Here is a 16,645-nt window from a genome sequence, read left to right as displayed (position 1 = left end):
CCGAAAGGCCGGCCGACAAGTGTCACATGGACGCGGGAATCCCCCCGGAGGGCGGAGAACCTCCCGAGGGAACGGCTCTTCTCGGCCTCGATCCCATCGGCAGTCCCCTCGGCACCGTCGTGGCGCCTCCCTGCCCACCTCCCCGCCCACCGGACCACTCCAAGCGGTGCGCCCCCTCGGCGACGCCGAGCCCGTCCGATGCCTCCGGGCCGAGGCCACCGCGTCTTCCATCGACAGGGCGACCCGCCGGCCCGGGTGGACGGGTCGCCCACGCGCTGACACACCCCCGACGGGCGGCACGGCCCGGACCGCCGCCGGCCGTGCCCCCGTCGACGATCCGGAACCGACGCCACTGACGGAGGTGGACATGGGCGGACGTCTCCATGTCGAGCAGCAGGAACTCGACGATCTGCTGAAGCAGTTGCACACCAGTCAGGACCAGATGCGCAAGGCGCTCAACGCCCTGCGCGACATCGGCCCCAAGAGCACCGGGAGCCAGGCGCTGGACAACGCCTGCGACGAGATCCACGACAGCTGGGACGACGCCATCGGCAAGATCGCCGACGGCACGAAGGCGATCGAGGACGCCCTCAGGGCCACCAAGAACAACTACGCGGCGACGGAACAGGCCATCCGCGAGGTGTTCGACAAGGCCACGCCCGACAAGCCCGTGCCCGGCACCGCCCCGTCCGGAACCCGTCCCGCAGGAGGCCCCCGATGAGCGCGGAGGACTACCCGACCATAGGCTTCAACCCGGCCCCGGGGAAGCTGAGCAGCATCGACGACCTGACGGAGAAGCTGTCGAAGACCGTCAGCGGCCTGAAGAAGGCGCACGACGTCCTGACGAAGATCGGCAAGAGCGGCGGGCAGGGCGGCGGATCGGCCTGGGAGGGCGAGGCCGCCACCGCGTTCTCCAAGAAGGTCGGCGAGCTGCCCAAGTACCTCGACGACAGCCACGACGCGCTCAGCACGGCCGAGAAGCACCTGAAGGACTGGCGCGGCAAGCTCGCCGAGTACCAGAAGACGGCCCGCGAATACGAGGCGCAGGCCAAGAGCGCCAAGTCCCGGCAGACCGCCGCGGAGTCCGAGCACGCCAAGGCCGTCACGGCGTACAACTCGGCCGCGAACGATCCCGCGCTGGGGTACGTCGGACAGATCTACACGGACCAGAGCGCCCTGGCCAAGGCCCAGGCCCAGTACGACGCGGCGGCGGACCGGCTGCGCACGGCGGGCCGGAACCTCGACACCGCCGCCGGGAAGGTCGAGAAGGCCCGGGAGGACCTGGAAGCCATCATCAAGAAGGCCGAGGAACTCCTGGAGGACCACCAGGACTACGCGCGGACGATCGCCTCCCGGCTGAGGAAGGCCAACGACAACGCCCCGGACACCGGTTTCTTCGAGGGCATCGCCGACGCGTTCAAGAAGCTCGGCAACAAGATCCAGGAGTGGTGCGCCGAGCACGCCGACCTCCTCAAGGAGATCGGCGACTGGCTCGGCATCGCCTCCACCGTCCTGGGCATCCTGGCCCTGGCCACCGTCTGGTTCCCGCCGCTCTCCGGCGGCCTGGCGCTGGCGAGCGCCGGCCTCTCCGCGGCCGCCCTCGTCTCCCACGGCGCCGCCAAGATCGGCGGAGCCGACGTCAGCGCGATGGACCTCATCGGCGACGGTCTGGGCGTCATCCCCCTCGGCAAGCTGGGCGTGGTGGCGGCGAAGGGCGTCAAGGTCCCGATGAAGCTGTACAAGGTGAACGGCCAGACCGTCGCCTCGATCGACAAGGTGAACAAGATCAGGGGGCTCCAAGACGCGGGCTTCCGGTCCACGCGGCTGGAGACGGGCCTCTTCGGACGCCCCGCGGCGCCGGGCAGCAAGCAGTTCAGCACCGAGGGCATGGGCTTCGGCGACCGGATGAGCCTGGCGTGGAACAGCCACGTACTGGACACCGTGGGCTCCAGCGGCAAGGAGAAGGCGATGAGCTGGGTGGTGGAGAAGATCGCACCGCAGCGCATCAAGGACTCCCTCGGGGACGCCATCCGGGCGGACGGGACACTGGACCCGAACTCCTGGTGGTCGCGCGGCCCGCAGATGATCCAGCAGGCGCCGGGCGTCGCCATCGGCGTCTACAACATGTTCACCGGGAGCGACACGCCTGCCGCCGGACGGCTCTGAGCCCCGTGCGCGCCCGGCACACCACCCCATCGAGCGACGGAGGACAGGAACGTGCTCACCGTCAGGCTTCCCGTGCCGACCGACGCGGAGGTCCGTGAGGCGCTGCCCGAACTGGCGGACGGCGCCTGGCTGGCCGTACGCGAGGGAGACGGAAGATCCCCGGCCACCACGGCGTGGGTCGCCTACGGCGAGCCGGCCCCCACCGTGCGCAGGGACCACCTCGGGGAGGACGCTCCGCGGTCCAAGCGCAACTCCTTCCGGATCAGCGAGAAGCACGGTTCCCGGGCCCACGCCGATCGCGCCAAGGGCGTACCGCCGGTCTTCACGGTGCGTTCGGCGGACGACCCCCTGGGGTCCTGGTGCGTCGTCCGCCCCGACCCCGCCGCCCCGCAGGGCGCCGGGGCGTACTCGGTGACGGACGCCCAGGGGAACGTGCTGGGCCGCCTGACCAGGGGGCGGTCGCCGCTCAAGGTGCGCCGGGCGTGGACGATCGAACTGCCGGAGACGGGCGAAACGGTCACGGGATACCGCGGTACGTTGACCGCCTGGTCGATCTTCGTGCTCCTCTTCCCTCTCTGGGTCCTCGTGAACCTGGTCTTCATGGTGATCCACCTGCTCGAAGGCGAGTGGGACTCGCTGCTGGACTGGGACTGGGGCATCCCCCGACGCACCAAGTGGCGGGCACGGTCCCTCGATCCGTTCACACCGGTCCTCCTCGAACGCCGGGGATCGCGGTACCGGAGGAACGCGTCCCGGCTGGACGCCCGCGTCGCCTACGCGCAGATGGTCCTGGACTCGCACTACTAGGAACTGATGAACCACCCATGTCCGAAGAGAAATCCCCCTCCGGCGGAGCCCCCCTTCCGAGCGACGCCACGGCTCCCGCCACCGCCACCGACCCGACCGGTCCCACCGATCCCGCCGATCCCGACGCGCCCGACTTCTTCTGGACGGTCCCGGAGGAGTTCCGCTCCCTGGGCCTGGAGTACACCGACGAGGAGCGCGAGGAGCACCTCGTACACCTCGCGGACGCCATCTGGCCCGGCGGCACGGACGAGGAGCAGGAGCGGATCATCGCCTGGTACCGCGACGTCGCCCAGGCCGCGGCCGCGGACGGAGCCGTCTACGCGGGCGTCTGCATGCTCGGCACCGAGGACGACCGTGTCAGCACCGCTTCCCTGACGGTGCGCTGCGAACCGATCGAGGGAAACGACGCCGACCTGGCGGCGAGGGGGCTGGTGGAGGCGCTCTCCGTCGACGAGTACCAGGAGGTGCACCGGGTCGAGGCCGCGTGGGGGCCCGCCGTCCTCGTCATATCGGGGTTCGAGATGACCCCCGCCGGCGAGCAGGACGGTGCGGTTCCGTCGAGCCCGGCCGATCCCGCCCCGTCCCCCGTCGTGTTCGCACGGGCGGACGTCTACTGCCCCCTGACGGCCGTGTCACAGCTCCTCGTCCTCAGCCTCACCACCCCCTCGCTGAAGGACCTGCCCTGGTACGTGCACAGGCTGTCCGAGATCACGGACACCATCGAGATACCCTCCCGTCCCCTTCCCTCGCCCGTGACGGCCTCCTCCGGATCGGTCGTACCGCCGAGCGCCGGGCCGACCGGCGGCGGCCCCGGAGCGAGTCCCATCTCGTCGTTCATCCTCTGAGAAGGCGTTCGCCGGGGAACCTCCGGGAATTCCGCGCCGCCGTCGATTCCGACGTTCGGTTTTTCGTCCGCGCGCCGGATACGGCCATGGAACGACGCGCGTGAAACACGTGTACGGCTCTCCCGAACTCGTCCGCGAAACAGAGGCCTTGTATCGGGTGCCGTGTCACTCGACGGCCTTCGGGGGCCACGGCCGACTGTTATCTTGAGGGTCCGGAGGCGGGAAACGCTCGTCGGATCTTTCGATCACCACCGTCACCATTCACGAAGGGGAGAACGCTGATGGGGACTCAGCAGGAGAAGGACGAGCTGTACGCGATGGACATCTCCGACGCCGTGTGGGAGAGCGCGCCCGGCGGCCCGGAGGACGAGAAGGTGGAGATCGCCCACCTGCCGGGCGGAGCCGTGGCCATGCGCAACTCCAAGGACCCCGACACCGTGCTGCGCTACACCGCCGCGGAGTGGCGGGCCTTCGTCCTCGGCGTCCGCGACGGGGAGTTCGACCTCAAGCCCTGACCCGCCACCGGCGGAAAAGCGGCAGGCGGGCTCCCGACGTCGTGACGTCGGGAGCCCGCCTGAAGCGTTCGGCGGCCGAACTCCGAAAGGGCTCAGAACTCGAACTGCGCCGCTGCCTTCTTGTCCGTGCGCCGGTAGTCGTCGGACGCCTTCTCCAGCAGATCGGCGATCTTCTTGAGCGTGGTGTTCAGACCGGTGACGTTCTCGTCCCAGCCCCGGTGCTTGCGGTAGAACGCCTCCTTGGCGTCACCGTCCCAGCTGTCGACCACGCTCTTGACACGGCCGTTCAGCGCGTTCAGCTGGCTCTCCAGGTCATTGGCCGTCTTGCGGACGTCCCCGGCGGCAGCGACGACGGTGTGATAAGTGATCTTGATGGTCATTCCCGCCCCCTCCTTTCTCTGTTGATTCGTTACTTGGTGGTCGGAGTGACGCCCACACCGCTGAAGTCGCTGATCGGGCTTGCCTTCGCGAGCTGGTTGAAGTCCTCCAACTGCTGGACCTCGTTGGCGGTGAAGCCGTCCTTGCTCGCCTGGAGGGCCTCTTCGATCATCTGGAGCTTGCCGTCCAGATTCCGCGCGTATTCGTTCGTCTGACGCTGAAGGTTGTCGTAGGACTTGTGCGCGTCACCGGTCCACGCGGCCTGGATCGTGTCGACCACGGCGTTCAGGTTGGAGATCTTGCTCTTCAGCTTCGCCTGCATGTCCCGAACCTCGTCGAGCAGGCTCTTGAGATCGGCATCGTTTGACTGGAACGTGCCGCCGCCTTCTCCGGACATACCGTTCTCCTTGGTTGTGAGTTGCTGTGCTTACGGGCTGGCTGTCGTGGGATGCGCCGAGGACGTCACCCGCTATGTGCGGCGCGTCCTCCGCACGAGAACGAATGCACCGGCCACGACAACGGCCGCCGCGGCACCCGCTCCCAGGTAGATCCACAGATCGCTGCTGTTCTCGGACTCGGAACTCGCCTTTTCTACCTGATCGTTCGTCGCCTTGTCGCCGTTTTTCGCGTTGCTCTTCTCGGTGGAGGAGGACGCGGAGGGCGACGGGCTCGGTTCCGTGGCCTCGATCGGGTTCACCTTCGGGTCACCCGGATCGCCCTTGCCTTCGAGGAGGTGGATGCGGGGACGGACGGCGCCGTAGCCGACGTAGACGCTGGAGGCGTCCTTCTTGTCCTTGCGCCCGGCGGTGTCGACCAGGACGCGGAGGACCTGGTTGGCCGTCCAGTCGGGGTGCTTGGACCAGATCAGGGCGGCGGAGGCGGAGGCGATGGCGGTGGCGAAACTGGTGCCACCGTCGTTTGCGCAGTACTTCTGGAAGCTCTCGTCGCACCAACCGGGCATCTCGTCCCCCGGTGCCGACAGGTCGACGTTGATGCCGTACTGGGAGAAGTCGGTCACTTTCCCCTGCCGGTCGGTGGCGCCCACGCCGACCACACCGGTGTACGAGGCCGGGTACTGCCGCTTGTTCCCCTCCTTGGCGTCGTTTCCGACGCCCGCGAAGAGCAACTTCCCCTTGCTGAGCGCGTACTCGACGGCCTCCGCTCCTTCGGAGTCGTAGTACAGTCCTGCGAAGGACATGTTGATGATCTTCGCATCGCTGTCCGCCGCCGCTCGGATCGCCTTCACATAACCGTCGGCCATGGCCTTGCTCTTGACCTTGCTGTCGAGTCCTTTCAGCGGAATCCGATAGGGGATGATCTTCGCCCCCGGAGCCAGGCCCTTGATGCTTCCGTTCTTCCCGGTGCCCGCGATGGTCTCGGCCATGGTCGTGCCATGACCGGTGTAATCGTCGGTGGCCTCACCCGGCACGCCGGTCATGTCCTCACCCGGCAGAACCTGGCCTCGCAGGGCATCGGTGGAGTCGTTGACACCGCTGTCGATGACCGCCACCTTGACGCCCTCGCCCGTGCTGACCTTCCACATCTCCTCGGCCCGCATGGCGTCCAGGTGCCACTGCTGCGAACGTACGTCGTCCGCGTGGGCCGTCGGTGCCAACCCGACGAGGCACGTGGTCCATGCGCTGGTTACAGCCAGCACGGAGAGCAGGCGCCGCCGCATGCGTCGCGACGGCGTCCTGTTCCGGCCGTGGTCGTGTCCTGCCGTCATCGCCGCTCTCTACTGTGGGGATTATTCGACGACGGGAGGGGCGATCCCGTTGCGCCCCGTCCGCCATGTCTCTTCGTCCTCGGTGAGGTAGTCCGGCCGACGGGAGTCGTTCCGGTTCTCCTCGCGGGGACTTCCGGTTCCGGTGCGGGGTGCCGCACCCACCGGGGGCTGGTTGCCGCCCGTGGCGCCGCCCCTGGCCAGTCCGGTGCCGCCGGGGGTGAACGGACGTGCCGCGGCTCCCTGCCCCGGGGTGTTCCGAGGAGCGCCGACGACACCGCCGCCGGTGCCCACGACCGGTCTGCGCCCGGTGGAGCCGCTTCCCGTGCCGGCACCGATGGCACCCGTGCCCACGGACCCCGCGGGGGGCCGTCCGGTCATACCGTGCTCGGCTCCGACCACGGTTCCCCGGGGGATGCGCGGGCTGTTGCCCGCCGTTCCGCCCTGCTGCGGAGTGCCGCCGTAGATGCCGTTGCCGCCCCGGCCCACCGGTGGTGCCGTCGCGGTGGGCGCCTTTCCGACGGGAGTGCCGCCGGAGCCCGTGACGGAGCGGGGGGTCGCGTTGTTCGCCGGCGGAACGGTGGAGGGACCGCCGGCCCGGCCCGCACCGGGCTGGCCCGGGTTCGAAACGGGCGGAAGCTTGGCGGTTCCCACCCTCTTGCCACTGTCCACGGGCCTGTTGTGGGAGATTCCGGGGAGAGGGGTGGGCAGGCCGGTGCTGGGGGAGACGGGACCGCCGCCGTTCGAGGTGACGGGGGCACGCTGCCCGGTGTCGGTGGGCGCGGGCGCCGGGGGGGCGACGGTGTTGAGTTCGGTCCGCACCGGCTCCTGGGGAGCCGGCGTTCCCTCGACGAAGCCCGGCTTGTCGGAGACGGGCTGTGACGGGCCCTGGACGTCGGCGCTCCGGACGCTCTGCGGTGTTCCGCCTCGTTCCGTGACCGCCGAGGACGTCGCACCGCCTCCCTTCCCGACCCCTTCCCCTCCATCGGTCGGTGCCGGAGGCATGCCGATGTTCGGCATCGGGCCGAAGTCAGGCTCCTCAAGGCCCTGCATGTTCTCGTGCGAGACCTTGTAGTAGGACGCCAGGCGGTTCATCTGGTTGATGGCCTCCTGGCGGTTGTCCTCCTTCTTCTTCGCCAGCTTGTACTTCTCGTTCGACTCGTCCCGCTCCTCGGGCGGAATGCTCTCCAGGCGCGGTGCGGCCATGACGGCCGGGTCGCGCTCGGGCATGCTGCCCTTCACCGTGGCCAGGCCGACCCCGGCCGCCTTCAACTGGGTGCTGGCCTTCTCGGTGAAGTCGGCGAGGATCAGGGTGTTCTTGCTGAGCTTCCGGCCCCACTCGCGGAAGCTGTCGCCGAACTCGCCCTCCCAGTCGACCTTGTCGATGTGCTTCTTGAGGTCCTCACCGATGGTCCTGATGTCGCCGCCGGCCTTCCAGAGCGTGTCCGCGGCGTCCTCGATGTCCTCCGGGTTGGCGTTGTCGACCAGGGAGAACATCTCTTCCAGGTCCTTGTTCTCGAAGTTCGTGGACCCCATGACGCTGCGGCGCATGCTCAAGGCGGTGAGCGGGTCGAACGGGGCGAGCACCCCGGTCCGCTTGAGGTCGGTCACGAACAGCTGTCCGGCGACGAACGGCTCCTCGGGCCTCTCCTGGTTGTCCTTGTCGGTCACGTCTCTGCCTCCCCCCGATCAGTAGGTGACCTCGGTGGCCTCGTCCTTGGGCTTCTGGTCACCGGGCTGCTGCTTCTCCGCCGCCCGCATCTGCTGGTGCTCCAGTGCCTGGTCCTGGATCTCCCAGAAGCGCCGCTTCAGGTCGTCCTCCAGGTTCCCGAAGCCGACGTCCGCGCCGTGGACGGCGATGCCCATGGCCTCGATCTGGGCTCCGAGCACCCGGGAGAGGCTGGTGAGTTGGGCGTGGACCCGGTTGTACTGCGCGTAGATTCCGTCGGCTTCGGCGAAGTCGCCCCCGAAGGAGGAGCGCTTCACCTCCTGCTGCCCGATCTTGGTGGGAGAGGCCGGGGATTTCTCGAGATCGCCGAGGATGTTGTCGACCCGCTTCTTGAAGTCCTTGAGCGACTCGAGTTCGCCCTTGAGCCCTTCGGCAGGCACCCCCATCAGGTTCCCCCTCCACCCGTTGAACGCACACACATCCGGTCTTGTGCTCCCCTCACTCTAGCCATCGCCTCTGACACTTCCAACGGCGAAACGTGGCAGGGGAGTTGACGCGAGAGCAGAGCGACCGCACGGGAACACCGCGGTGTCTCCGTGTCAACCCGCATTCCGCAACAGGAGTGCACCATCCCGCCGTCGAACCGGCGTCGGAGCGCTTTCCGAAGCCCGAACGAGGCGTTCCGTCCGTGTTCGTCGACGCTCGTCGATCGATGTAAGGATTCTGTAACCATCGGCCGAACGCGCCCTCGCGACGGGCGCAAGACCCTACCCGGCGACGTGTCGACGCCGCCAGTCGCGGTAGACCAGGGAGCCGCCCGCGATCACCGACACCAGGACGCCGCCGCCGACCACCACGTAGGTGCCGAGGCGTTCGTTGCGTTCCTGGGTGGTCTCGCCGAAGTGGAGCTTCGCCGGAGTGGGCGGCTCGCCCTTGTCCAGGCCCTCGCGCGCCACCGGCTCGTCGATCGGCTCGTCGTCCTCGGTGAGGGCGCGGACGGGGTCGACGACGCCCCAGCCGACGTGGCGGTCGTGTCCGGGGACGGAGCGTTCGGCGGTCTGCATGATCTGGGCGGCGATCTGGTGCGGCTTCCACTCCGGGTGCTCGGCCACGAGGAGCGCCGCGACGCCCGCGACGTACGGGGCCGAGAAGCTGGTGCCGTTGTCCGCGCAGTGGCCCCCCTTGGGGACCGTGGAGATCATGTCGACGCCCGGGGCGGCGACGTCCACGAAGTCGCCGGACTGGGAGAAGGGGGCCCGCTCGTTGTTGCGGTCGGAGGAGGCCACGGCGATGACGCCCTCGTAGGAGGCCGGGTAGGTCTCCTTGACGTTGCCGCCCAGACCGTCGTTGCCCGCCGAGGCCACGACGACGACCCCGGCGGCCAGCGCGGCGTTGACCGCCCTCTCGAGCGCGGAGTTGGGCTTGAGGGGTTCCGCGGTGTCCTGCGAGATGTTGATGACGTCCGCGCCGACCTCCACCGCGTAGTTGATGGAGGCGGCCAGGGTGCCCGTGTCGCCGTTGCCCGCGGCGTCGTTCTGCCGGATCGGGATGATGGTCGCCTCGGGCGCGATGCCGACGAAGCCGGTGTTGTCGGCGGGACGCGCCGCGATGATGCCCGCGACCTTGGTGCCGTGCCCGACGGTGTCGTCCGTGCCGTTCTCCGCGCCGCGCTCGGGGACGTTGCCGTACTCGTCCTTCTTGGGGTTCTTCGGCAGGAAGTTCTTGCCGAGCTTGGTGTCGACCGCGCCCTTGAGTTGCGGGTGGTCGTCGTCCACCCCGGTGTCGATGACCGCGACCTTGACGCCCTTGCCCTCGGTGTTCTTCCAGAGCTCCTCCAGGAGCACCCGCTTGAGCGACCACGGCCGGCCCTCGTAGGGCTTGGCGGGGAAGGTGCACTGCCCCATGTCGGCGGCGGCGGGCGGCGCCCAGGCCACGGGCAGTCCGACGGCGGTGAGGGCCACGGCCGCGGGGAGCGCCGTCCATCTGCGGCACCTGGCGCGGAACGCGCTCGTGGTGCGTCGGGTTCCGGCGGTTTCCGCGGTTCCGGTGGTTCCTGTGGTCCCGGTTTCCATCGCGTGCGTCTCCCCTGGCTCAGGAGCCCTGCGGCTGTCGCGCCGCGCTCGTGCTCAGCCGCGGTCCGGTCGGCAGGAAGCTCGACCAGGTGGCGGGCACCAGTACGGGTCGGACGCCGTCGTAGCCGAGCATGATCTGCGCCTGATTGCCCGCCTGCGCGGCTTCCCGCGGGTCCTTCTTCTTGCCGTCCGTTCCGATCTCGGACTCGTCCTGGCCGCTGTCGGTGTTCGCCTGCACCGCGTAGCGCAGGCCGGTGTCGGTCACCAGGAAGACGCCGCCGGAGCCGGTGTCCCGGCCCTGGACCTGCCGGAAGAGCAGCCCCGAACCGGGGGTGACGTACGCGTTGGTGGCGCCGCTGGGGAGGGTGGCGGGGTAGTTCTCACCGGCCCAGGTGCTGAGCGTGGTGGTGCCCCTCTTCTCGTCCACGTCGCGCAGCACGTTGCACAGGGTGTCCCGGTTGCCGTCGGACGGGTTGACCGTCCTGGCCTTCTCCTCGGGCCAGTTCAGCGTGCTTCCGTAGGGGGTGCTGTCGGGCCGGATCGCCCCGGCGCTGACGTCCCTCGCCCTTCCCTGCTGGCCGAGTTGGGTGGCGTGCGGGCTGTTCAGCAGGAGCGTGGCCATGAAGTCGGTGATCGGCCTGATCGCTCCCTTCATGACGACGTAGTGCTGGAGTCCGGTGCCGGAGGGGGCGCGCAGCACCATGCCGATCCGGTTGGCCTCGGCGTCCAGGCTGCCCGGGGCCCCGGCCGGGGCGCCGATGTTCTCGAACGCCTGGGGGAACCTGATCGGGTCGCCCGTCTTGAGGGTCTCCAGCCAGTCCTTGGTGACGTCCTGGGGCTCGGTGCTGCCGGTGACGATGCGCAGCAGCGTGTCGTCGTCGGCGAGCCGGTAGGCGGTGCCCCTGCTGTCGACGATGTGGAGCCCGCCGTCGGGGCCCCTGACGTACATCACCTCGCCGCCGCGCAGCCGGTTCTTCCCCTCGACCCTGTCCTTCTCCCGGTCGGCGAGGACGAAGACGGCCTTCTGCACGCCGTCGTCGCCGGGCCGGGTGCACACCGCCCAGCGCTTCTCCTTCGCCGCCTCCCCCTTCTCGGGCAGCCGGTCCGGGGCGTAGGGGATGCCGATGGTGGCGCCGTGCGGAATCCTGCCGCTGTCGAGGATCTTCTCGTCGACCTCGACGATCCCGAACTTGCTCGGATCGAGGAGGAGTTTGGCGGAGGCCAGGTTGAGCACCGGGTGGAGCTGCTTCTTGCCCTTGGTCTCCAGGACGACGTAGCGGGTGGTGGACTTGCTGCCGATGATGACCTTCTCGGCGGGGTTGTCCCAGCCCTTGGGCGCCTTCGGCTTGAACATGCCCCAGGCGCCGAAGCCCGCCAGGATCACGACTCCGACGACCATTCCGGGGAGGACCGCCCGCAGCGGTCTCGGCGCTCCCTCCTCCGTCCCGGTCGGCGAGGGTTGCAGGAATGCCGATACCAGCCGCTTCTTCGCGAAGGTGTAGGCGTTGAGCTCGTCCCGCCGTGATGCCATGTCTGGATGCTTCTCCCCACTGGTCGGCCCGGCGTTCCCGTCAACCCGGAGCACCGCCACTGATGCCGATTGTCGGACCGGCCCCTACTATGCCCGTTGACGCTCGCCCTCCGCTGCTCCGGTAGGGTGATCGCCCGACCAACGCCCTTGACAGCCGGGGCGATTACGGACACAAGGGGATTTTCAGGGGATGGGGACCGCCACGCGGGCCCGGACCACCACGTCCGCGCCCGACAACCCGGCGCCGGACGGCGCACGTTCCGCGCCCGCGCGGTCGCGGTCGGCGCGCACGGTCGTGCCTCGCGCGGAAGCGCGCCACCGTCACCTGGGACCGTTCCGTCTGCGGCAGTTCGTCGTGCTCGAAGTGGCCGCCGCGGGGGTGGTGGGCGCGGCGGCCGTCGACCGGGTCCTCGTGATCCCCGCCGCCGTGGTCGCCGTCGTCCTGGTGCTGGTCTCGGTGGTGCGCAGGCGCGGCCGGCCGCTCACCGAGTGGCTGGGCACGGTCCTGGAACTGCGTCGGCGCAAGCGGCGGGCGGCCTCCGAGGTCCTGCCCCCGGACACCGATCCCGGGCTCGCCCCGGCCGTCGAGTGCGTTCCGGCCCTGCGCAGCCTGTCGTACACCGACCGGAACCGACGCGGCATCGGCATGGTCGGGGACGGCACGTTCCTGACCGCCGTGCTCCGCGTCGAGCCGCGGGCCGAGGCCCTGCGCTCCGGCCCCGCCGAGCGTCCGCTTCCGCTGCGGCTGCTGTCCGACGCCCTGGAGGTGGACGGCATCCGGCTGGAGTCGGTGCAGGCGGTGCAGTACACCCAGCCCGCGCCCGCGCCGCACCTGCCCGCGCAGTCGGTGGCCGCCACGAGTTACGGCCCCCTGCAGGCCACGTGCGGTGCTCCGGCCGTCCGACTGACCTGGATCGCGCTCAAGTTGGACGCCGAGCTGTGCCGGGAGGCGGTCCGGGCGCGCGGCGACGGCGTCGAGGGCGCGCAGCGGTGTCTGGTGCGGGTCGCGGACCATCTGGCGAGCCGGTTGGCCGGGGCGGGCTTCCGGGCGACGCTGCTGTCGGAGCAGGAGCTGGTCACGGCGCTGGCGACCTCGGCCGGGGCCAGCCCGATGGCCACGGCGCGGGCCGGGCGGCCCGACTCCTCCCCGGCGCGGCGCACCGAGGAGAGGGCGCGCGCCTGGCGGTGCGACGACCGTTGGCACACCACGTACGGGGTGTCCCGCTGGCCCGAGTTCGGGCCGGGGGCCGCCTCGCTGCCGTCGCTGGTGGCGCGGTTGACGGGGCTGCGCGCGCTGGCCACGACGTTCAGTCTGACCCTGAGCCGGGGCGAGCACCGCTCCGTGGCGGTGCGCGGCCACATCCGGATCACCGCGCGCAGCGACGGCGAACTGGTCGACGCCCGGCACACGTTGGAGCGGCTGTCGCGCGAGAGCCGGGTCGGGCTCGTCCGGCTGGACCGCGAACAGGTTCCCGGAGTGCTGGCCACTCTGCCGCTGGGAGGGACGCGCTGATGCCCGGTTCCGCCTCCGTACGCACCATTTCGCGGCTCCGTCCGGGGTTCGGGCTGCGCGGTCCCCGGACGCCTCGTCAGGTGCTGCCCGCCGAGGACCTGGACGTGCTCGCCCTGCCGGTCGGGGACGACGGCGTGGTCGCCGGCGTGGACGTCCAGGAGCGTCCGGCGGTGCTCGGTCTGCACCACCCGGTCCCGTACGACGTCGTGTTGGTCGGCGGCCTGTGGACGGCCCAGGTGCTGGCGCTGCGCGCGGCCGGCACCGGAGCGCGGGTGGCCGTCGAGACCGGCCGCCCCCAGGTGTGGACGAACCTGGCCCGGGCCGCGGGGGGCGACCAGCAGTGCATGACGCTCCACGATGTCGGCCGGGTGCCGCCGATGGGCGCGACGGCCGTCTCGCCGGTGGTGGTGATCCGGGACTGCGGCATGAAGCCGCCGCGCGGCCGGGTCTCCTCGGGACCCTGGCAGTCGGTGCTGACCCTGCTGCCCTATCTGAGCCCGGCAGCTCCCCGACTGCTCCGGGGGGCCTCGCTCGCCGGCATCCAGCAGGTCTCCCCGGAGGAGGCGCAGCAGGTGAGCCGGATCCTGTCCCTGAGCCGTGAGGAGACGGAGGCGCTGTCCACCCTCGCCGACGGCGTGACGCTGTGGTGCGCCGGACGGGACCGGCGGTTCGTGCTGACCAGGCCCACCGACGCGGAGTTGGGCCTGCTGGGCGCGGCCCGTCGCCTGGACTGATCCGCGCCTCGTCCCCGCCTCAACCCGTCGTCGTCACCGGTCCGTTGTGCGAGTGGGACGGGACCGGCATCCCGTATCCGCGCCCGTGGCGATTAGGGTTGGGCGTGCGCGCGGCAGGACAGATCCGAGAGAACCGGCCGAGGGCCGTGGCGGCGGGGGAGCCGGTCGCCGGCGTTGGACGGTCCGCGCGACCCGACCGGGGTGCTCGACCAGATCAGCAGGAGGCATTGTGAACAGCGACCGGGACGAGATCCGCGTCGACGGGATCGCACCCGGCGACGACCTGCCCGAGGACGACACCGAGACCACGGGCGAGTTCACCATCGACTACACACCGCCTGCCTGGTACACGCGGAACGCCGATCCCGCGGCGCAGTCGTCGGCGACCGCCGGCGGGACGTCCGGCGGGAGCGACACGGGCGCGGGAGCCGGTGCGCCGCCCGCGTTCCCCGCGCCTCCGCCTCCGCCCGCGGCACCGGCTCCCGCCCCCGCCCCCGCCCCCGATGTTCCGGCCGGAGACGTCCGGGACGGGAGCGGCGAGCGGGACCGGGAGGAGCAGTCCGGGGCCGGGGACGTCGACAGTGGCGCCACCATGCGTTTCTCCGCCGCCGCGCTGCGCCGGGAGATCGCCGAGTTGAAGGCCGCGGCGGAGGCGTCGGAGAGCGGGAGCGGCGCATCGGAGGACACGGACGGCGCACCGTCCGACACCGCACCGTCCGACACCGCGCCGTCCGACACCGCGCCGTCCGCCCCCGTGCCGTCGGACGCGTCGGAGGACGAGGAGTCGCCGCGGCCGTCCTCGGCCGCCGGAGACGAGCCCGGGGAGCCGGAGGGGCCCGAAGGGGCCGGCGAGGCCGGGGCGGGAGCCGACGACGGCGAACCGCAGTCCCCTGCTCCGCCCCCGCCCGCCCCGCAGCAGCCGCCCGCGCAGCCGCACGCCGGGCCCCAGCCGCCCGCGCCGACGCCTCCGGCGTGGCAGCCCGCACCGGACGGCGGCACCCCCGCGGGGCTGCCGCCGCTGCCGCCGCACTTCCGGCCCGCCGCTCCCCCGACCGGCACGCCGGCCCAGGGGGCCGGGTGGCCCGGCGCGCCGGAACAGCCTCCCGCCGCGCCCAACCCGGCCGCGCCCCAGGGCGGTTACGGCTTCCCCCAGCCCCAGCCGCAGCCCCCGGCACAGCCCCAGCCCCCGGCCGCACAGCCGCAGGGCGGGCCGTCCCAACCCCTGCCCCCTGCCACGCCCAACCCGGCCGCACCGCAAGGCGGTTACGGCTTCCCCCAGCCCCAGCCGCAGCCCCCGGCACAGCCCCAGCCCCCGGCCGCACAGCCGCAGGATCCCCGTGCCGGTACCGCCTGGCCCGCCGACCCGCGGCAGCAGCCGCCGGCCCAGCCCGGCACGCTGGGGTACACCGCGTCGGTCGAACTCTCCTCCGACCGTCTGCTGAACCAGAAGAAGAAGCCCCGCCCACAGAGCAACCGCGGCGGCGGCTCCCGGTTCCGCATCGGCGCCAAGAAGGAGGAGGCGGAGCGGCAGCGCAAGCTCGACCTCATCCGCACGCCCGTGCTGTCCTGCTACCGCATCGCGGTGATCAGCCTCAAGGGCGGCGTCGGCAAGACGACCACCACCACGGCCCTCGGCGCGACGCTCGCCAGCGAGCGGCAGGACAAGGTCATCGCGATCGACGCCAACCCGGACGCGGGCACGCTGGGCCGCCGGGTGCGGCGCGAGACGGGCGCGACGATCCGCGACCTGGTGACGGCGATCCCGTACCTCCACAGCTACATGGACATCCGCCGGTTCACCTCGCAGGCGCCCTCCGGGCTGGAGATCCTCGCCAACGACGTGGACCCGGAGATCTCCACCACCTTCGACGACGAGGACTACCGCCGCGTCATCGACATCCTGGGCAAGCAGTACCCGATCATCCTCACCGACTCGGGCACCGGCCTGCTCTACAGCGCGATGCGCGGGGTCCTCGACCTCGCCGACCAGTTGATCGTCATCTCCACCCCGTCCGTGGACGGCGCCAGCAGCGCCAGCACGACGCTGGACTGGCTCTCCGCCCACGGCTACGGCGCCCTGGTGCAGCGCAGCCTCACGGTCATCTCCGGAGTCCGCGAGACCGGCAAGATGATCAAGGTGGACGACATCGTGGCGCACTTCAAGACGCGCTGCCGCGACGTGGTGGTCGTCCCCTTCGACGAACACCTGGCGGCGGGCGCCGAGTTGGACCTGGACATGATGCGTCCCAAGACGCGCGAGGCGTACTTCAACCTCGCCGCGCTGGTCGCCGAGGACTTCGCGCGCCACCAGCAGGAGCAGGGCCTGTGGTCGCCCGGCGGCAACCCGCCGCACGTGGCGCCTCCGATCCCCGGACAGCCGCTGCCCGGGCAGCCCTACCCCGGCGCCGCGCCGCAGGCCCCGTACCAGCCGCAGCCCGGACAGCCGTACGCACAGCCCCAGCCGGGGCAGCCGTACGCGCAGCCCCAGCCCGGACAGCAGCCCTACGCGGGGCAGCCGGGACAGCCGCAGCCCGGACAGCCGCCGGCCCGGCCCGGCGGCCAACCGCAGCCCGGACAGCAGTGGCAGCAGCAGCCGCCGGAGCAGTGGCGGCAGCCGGCGCCGCCGGAGCAGTGACGGCGCCGTTCGGCGGACGTGGGACGTGAGACGGCCCGCCGCCCCCGGTCACGCACC

General features: G+C 71.0%; 15 protein-coding genes. 8 read left to right on the top strand and 7 right to left on the bottom strand.

Features of this window, described 5'->3' with window-relative positions; translation table 11 throughout:
• Positions 1-367: 367 nt before the first annotated feature.
• The 5 genes from ABD335_RS24045 to ABD335_RS24025 all read left to right on the top strand — a co-directional run bounded on the left by ABD335_RS24045 (position 368) and on the right by ABD335_RS24025 (position 4,333).
• Positions 368-721 (top strand): WXG100 family type VII secretion target, encoded by a 354-nt coding sequence (locus ABD335_RS24045; protein ID WP_344327125.1) that lies wholly within the window; start codon positions 368-370, stop codon positions 719-721.
• Positions 718-2,166, top strand: coding sequence for a putative T7SS-secreted protein (locus tag ABD335_RS24040; RefSeq protein WP_344327123.1), 1,449 nt, complete (start codon positions 718-720; stop codon positions 2,164-2,166). Before ABD335_RS24045 ends, ABD335_RS24040 begins: the two co-directional genes overlap by 4 nt.
• 51 nt (positions 2,167-2,217) lie before the next feature.
• Complete coding sequence (locus tag ABD335_RS24035) at positions 2,218-2,973, top strand: hypothetical protein (protein ID WP_344327121.1); 756 nt, start codon at positions 2,218-2,220, stop codon at positions 2,971-2,973.
• A gap of 17 nt (positions 2,974-2,990) precedes the next feature.
• Positions 2,991-3,818, top strand: a complete 828-nt coding sequence (locus ABD335_RS24030; RefSeq protein ID WP_344327118.1) for a hypothetical protein — start codon at positions 2,991-2,993, stop codon at positions 3,816-3,818.
• A gap of 281 nt (positions 3,819-4,099) precedes the next feature.
• The gene (locus ABD335_RS24025; RefSeq protein WP_031508379.1) at positions 4,100-4,333 is read left to right on the top strand and encodes a DUF397 domain-containing protein; all 234 of its coding nucleotides are present in this window, start codon (positions 4,100-4,102) and stop codon (positions 4,331-4,333) included.
• Positions 4,334-4,425: 92 nt separating this feature from the next.
• Here the strand turns inward: ABD335_RS24025 and ABD335_RS24020 are convergent, their stop codons facing one another.
• The 7 genes from ABD335_RS24020 to eccB form a co-directional block, all read right to left on the bottom strand.
• Complete coding sequence (locus ABD335_RS24020) at positions 4,426-4,713, bottom strand: WXG100 family type VII secretion target (protein ID WP_344327115.1); 288 nt, start codon at positions 4,711-4,713, stop codon at positions 4,426-4,428.
• A 29-nt stretch (positions 4,714-4,742) separates the two neighbouring features.
• Positions 4,743-5,108 (bottom strand): WXG100 family type VII secretion target, encoded by a 366-nt coding sequence (locus ABD335_RS24015; RefSeq protein WP_344327113.1) that lies wholly within the window; start codon positions 5,106-5,108, stop codon positions 4,743-4,745.
• Positions 5,109-5,180: 72 nt separating this feature from the next.
• Positions 5,181-6,326: a S8 family serine peptidase gene (locus ABD335_RS24010; RefSeq protein WP_344327111.1), complete on the bottom strand. Its 1,146-nt coding sequence runs from the start codon at positions 6,324-6,326 to the stop codon at positions 5,181-5,183.
• A 132-nt stretch (positions 6,327-6,458) separates the two neighbouring features.
• Positions 6,459-8,105 (bottom strand): WXG100 family type VII secretion target, encoded by a 1,647-nt coding sequence (locus ABD335_RS24005; protein ID WP_344327108.1) that lies wholly within the window; start codon positions 8,103-8,105, stop codon positions 6,459-6,461.
• 18 nt (positions 8,106-8,123) lie between these two features.
• Positions 8,124-8,543 carry a hypothetical protein gene (locus tag ABD335_RS24000; protein ID WP_344327106.1) on the bottom strand — a complete coding sequence of 140 codons (420 nt, stop codon included), beginning with the start codon at positions 8,541-8,543 and terminating at the stop codon, positions 8,124-8,126.
• Positions 8,544-8,870: 327 nt separating this feature from the next.
• A complete protein-coding gene (mycP, locus tag ABD335_RS23995; protein ID WP_425583723.1) occupies positions 8,871-10,064 on the bottom strand; it encodes a type VII secretion-associated serine protease mycosin in 1,194 nt (397 codons plus the stop codon).
• 130 nt (positions 10,065-10,194) lie between these two features.
• Positions 10,195-11,706 carry a type VII secretion protein EccB gene (gene eccB / locus ABD335_RS23990; protein WP_344327102.1) on the bottom strand — a complete coding sequence of 504 codons (1,512 nt, stop codon included), beginning with the start codon at positions 11,704-11,706 and terminating at the stop codon, positions 10,195-10,197.
• Positions 11,707-11,896: 190 nt separating this feature from the next.
• On the opposite strand from eccB, the gene eccE reads away from it, so the two are divergent.
• The 3 genes from eccE to ABD335_RS23975 all read left to right on the top strand — a co-directional run bounded on the left by eccE (position 11,897) and on the right by ABD335_RS23975 (position 16,588).
• Positions 11,897-13,219 carry a type VII secretion protein EccE gene (eccE, locus tag ABD335_RS23985; RefSeq protein WP_425583722.1) on the top strand — a complete coding sequence of 441 codons (1,323 nt, stop codon included), beginning with the start codon at positions 11,897-11,899 and terminating at the stop codon, positions 13,217-13,219.
• Positions 13,219-13,953: a hypothetical protein gene (locus ABD335_RS23980; protein ID WP_344327097.1), complete on the top strand. Its 735-nt coding sequence runs from the start codon at positions 13,219-13,221 to the stop codon at positions 13,951-13,953. The genes eccE and ABD335_RS23980 overlap by 1 nt, the downstream gene beginning before the upstream one ends.
• Positions 13,954-14,182: 229 nt before the next feature.
• Positions 14,183-16,588, top strand: a complete 2,406-nt coding sequence (locus ABD335_RS23975; protein ID WP_344327095.1) for an SCO5717 family growth-regulating ATPase — start codon at positions 14,183-14,185, stop codon at positions 16,586-16,588.
• The last annotated feature ends 57 nt before the right edge of the window (positions 16,589-16,645 follow it).

Source organism: Streptomyces macrosporus, assembly GCF_039533145.1.
Taxonomy (GTDB): Bacteria; Actinomycetota; Actinomycetes; order Streptomycetales; family Streptomycetaceae; genus Streptomyces; species Streptomyces macrosporus.
Note: the sequence above shows the minus strand (reverse complement) of the source record. Positions and strands in the feature narration are given on the sequence as shown.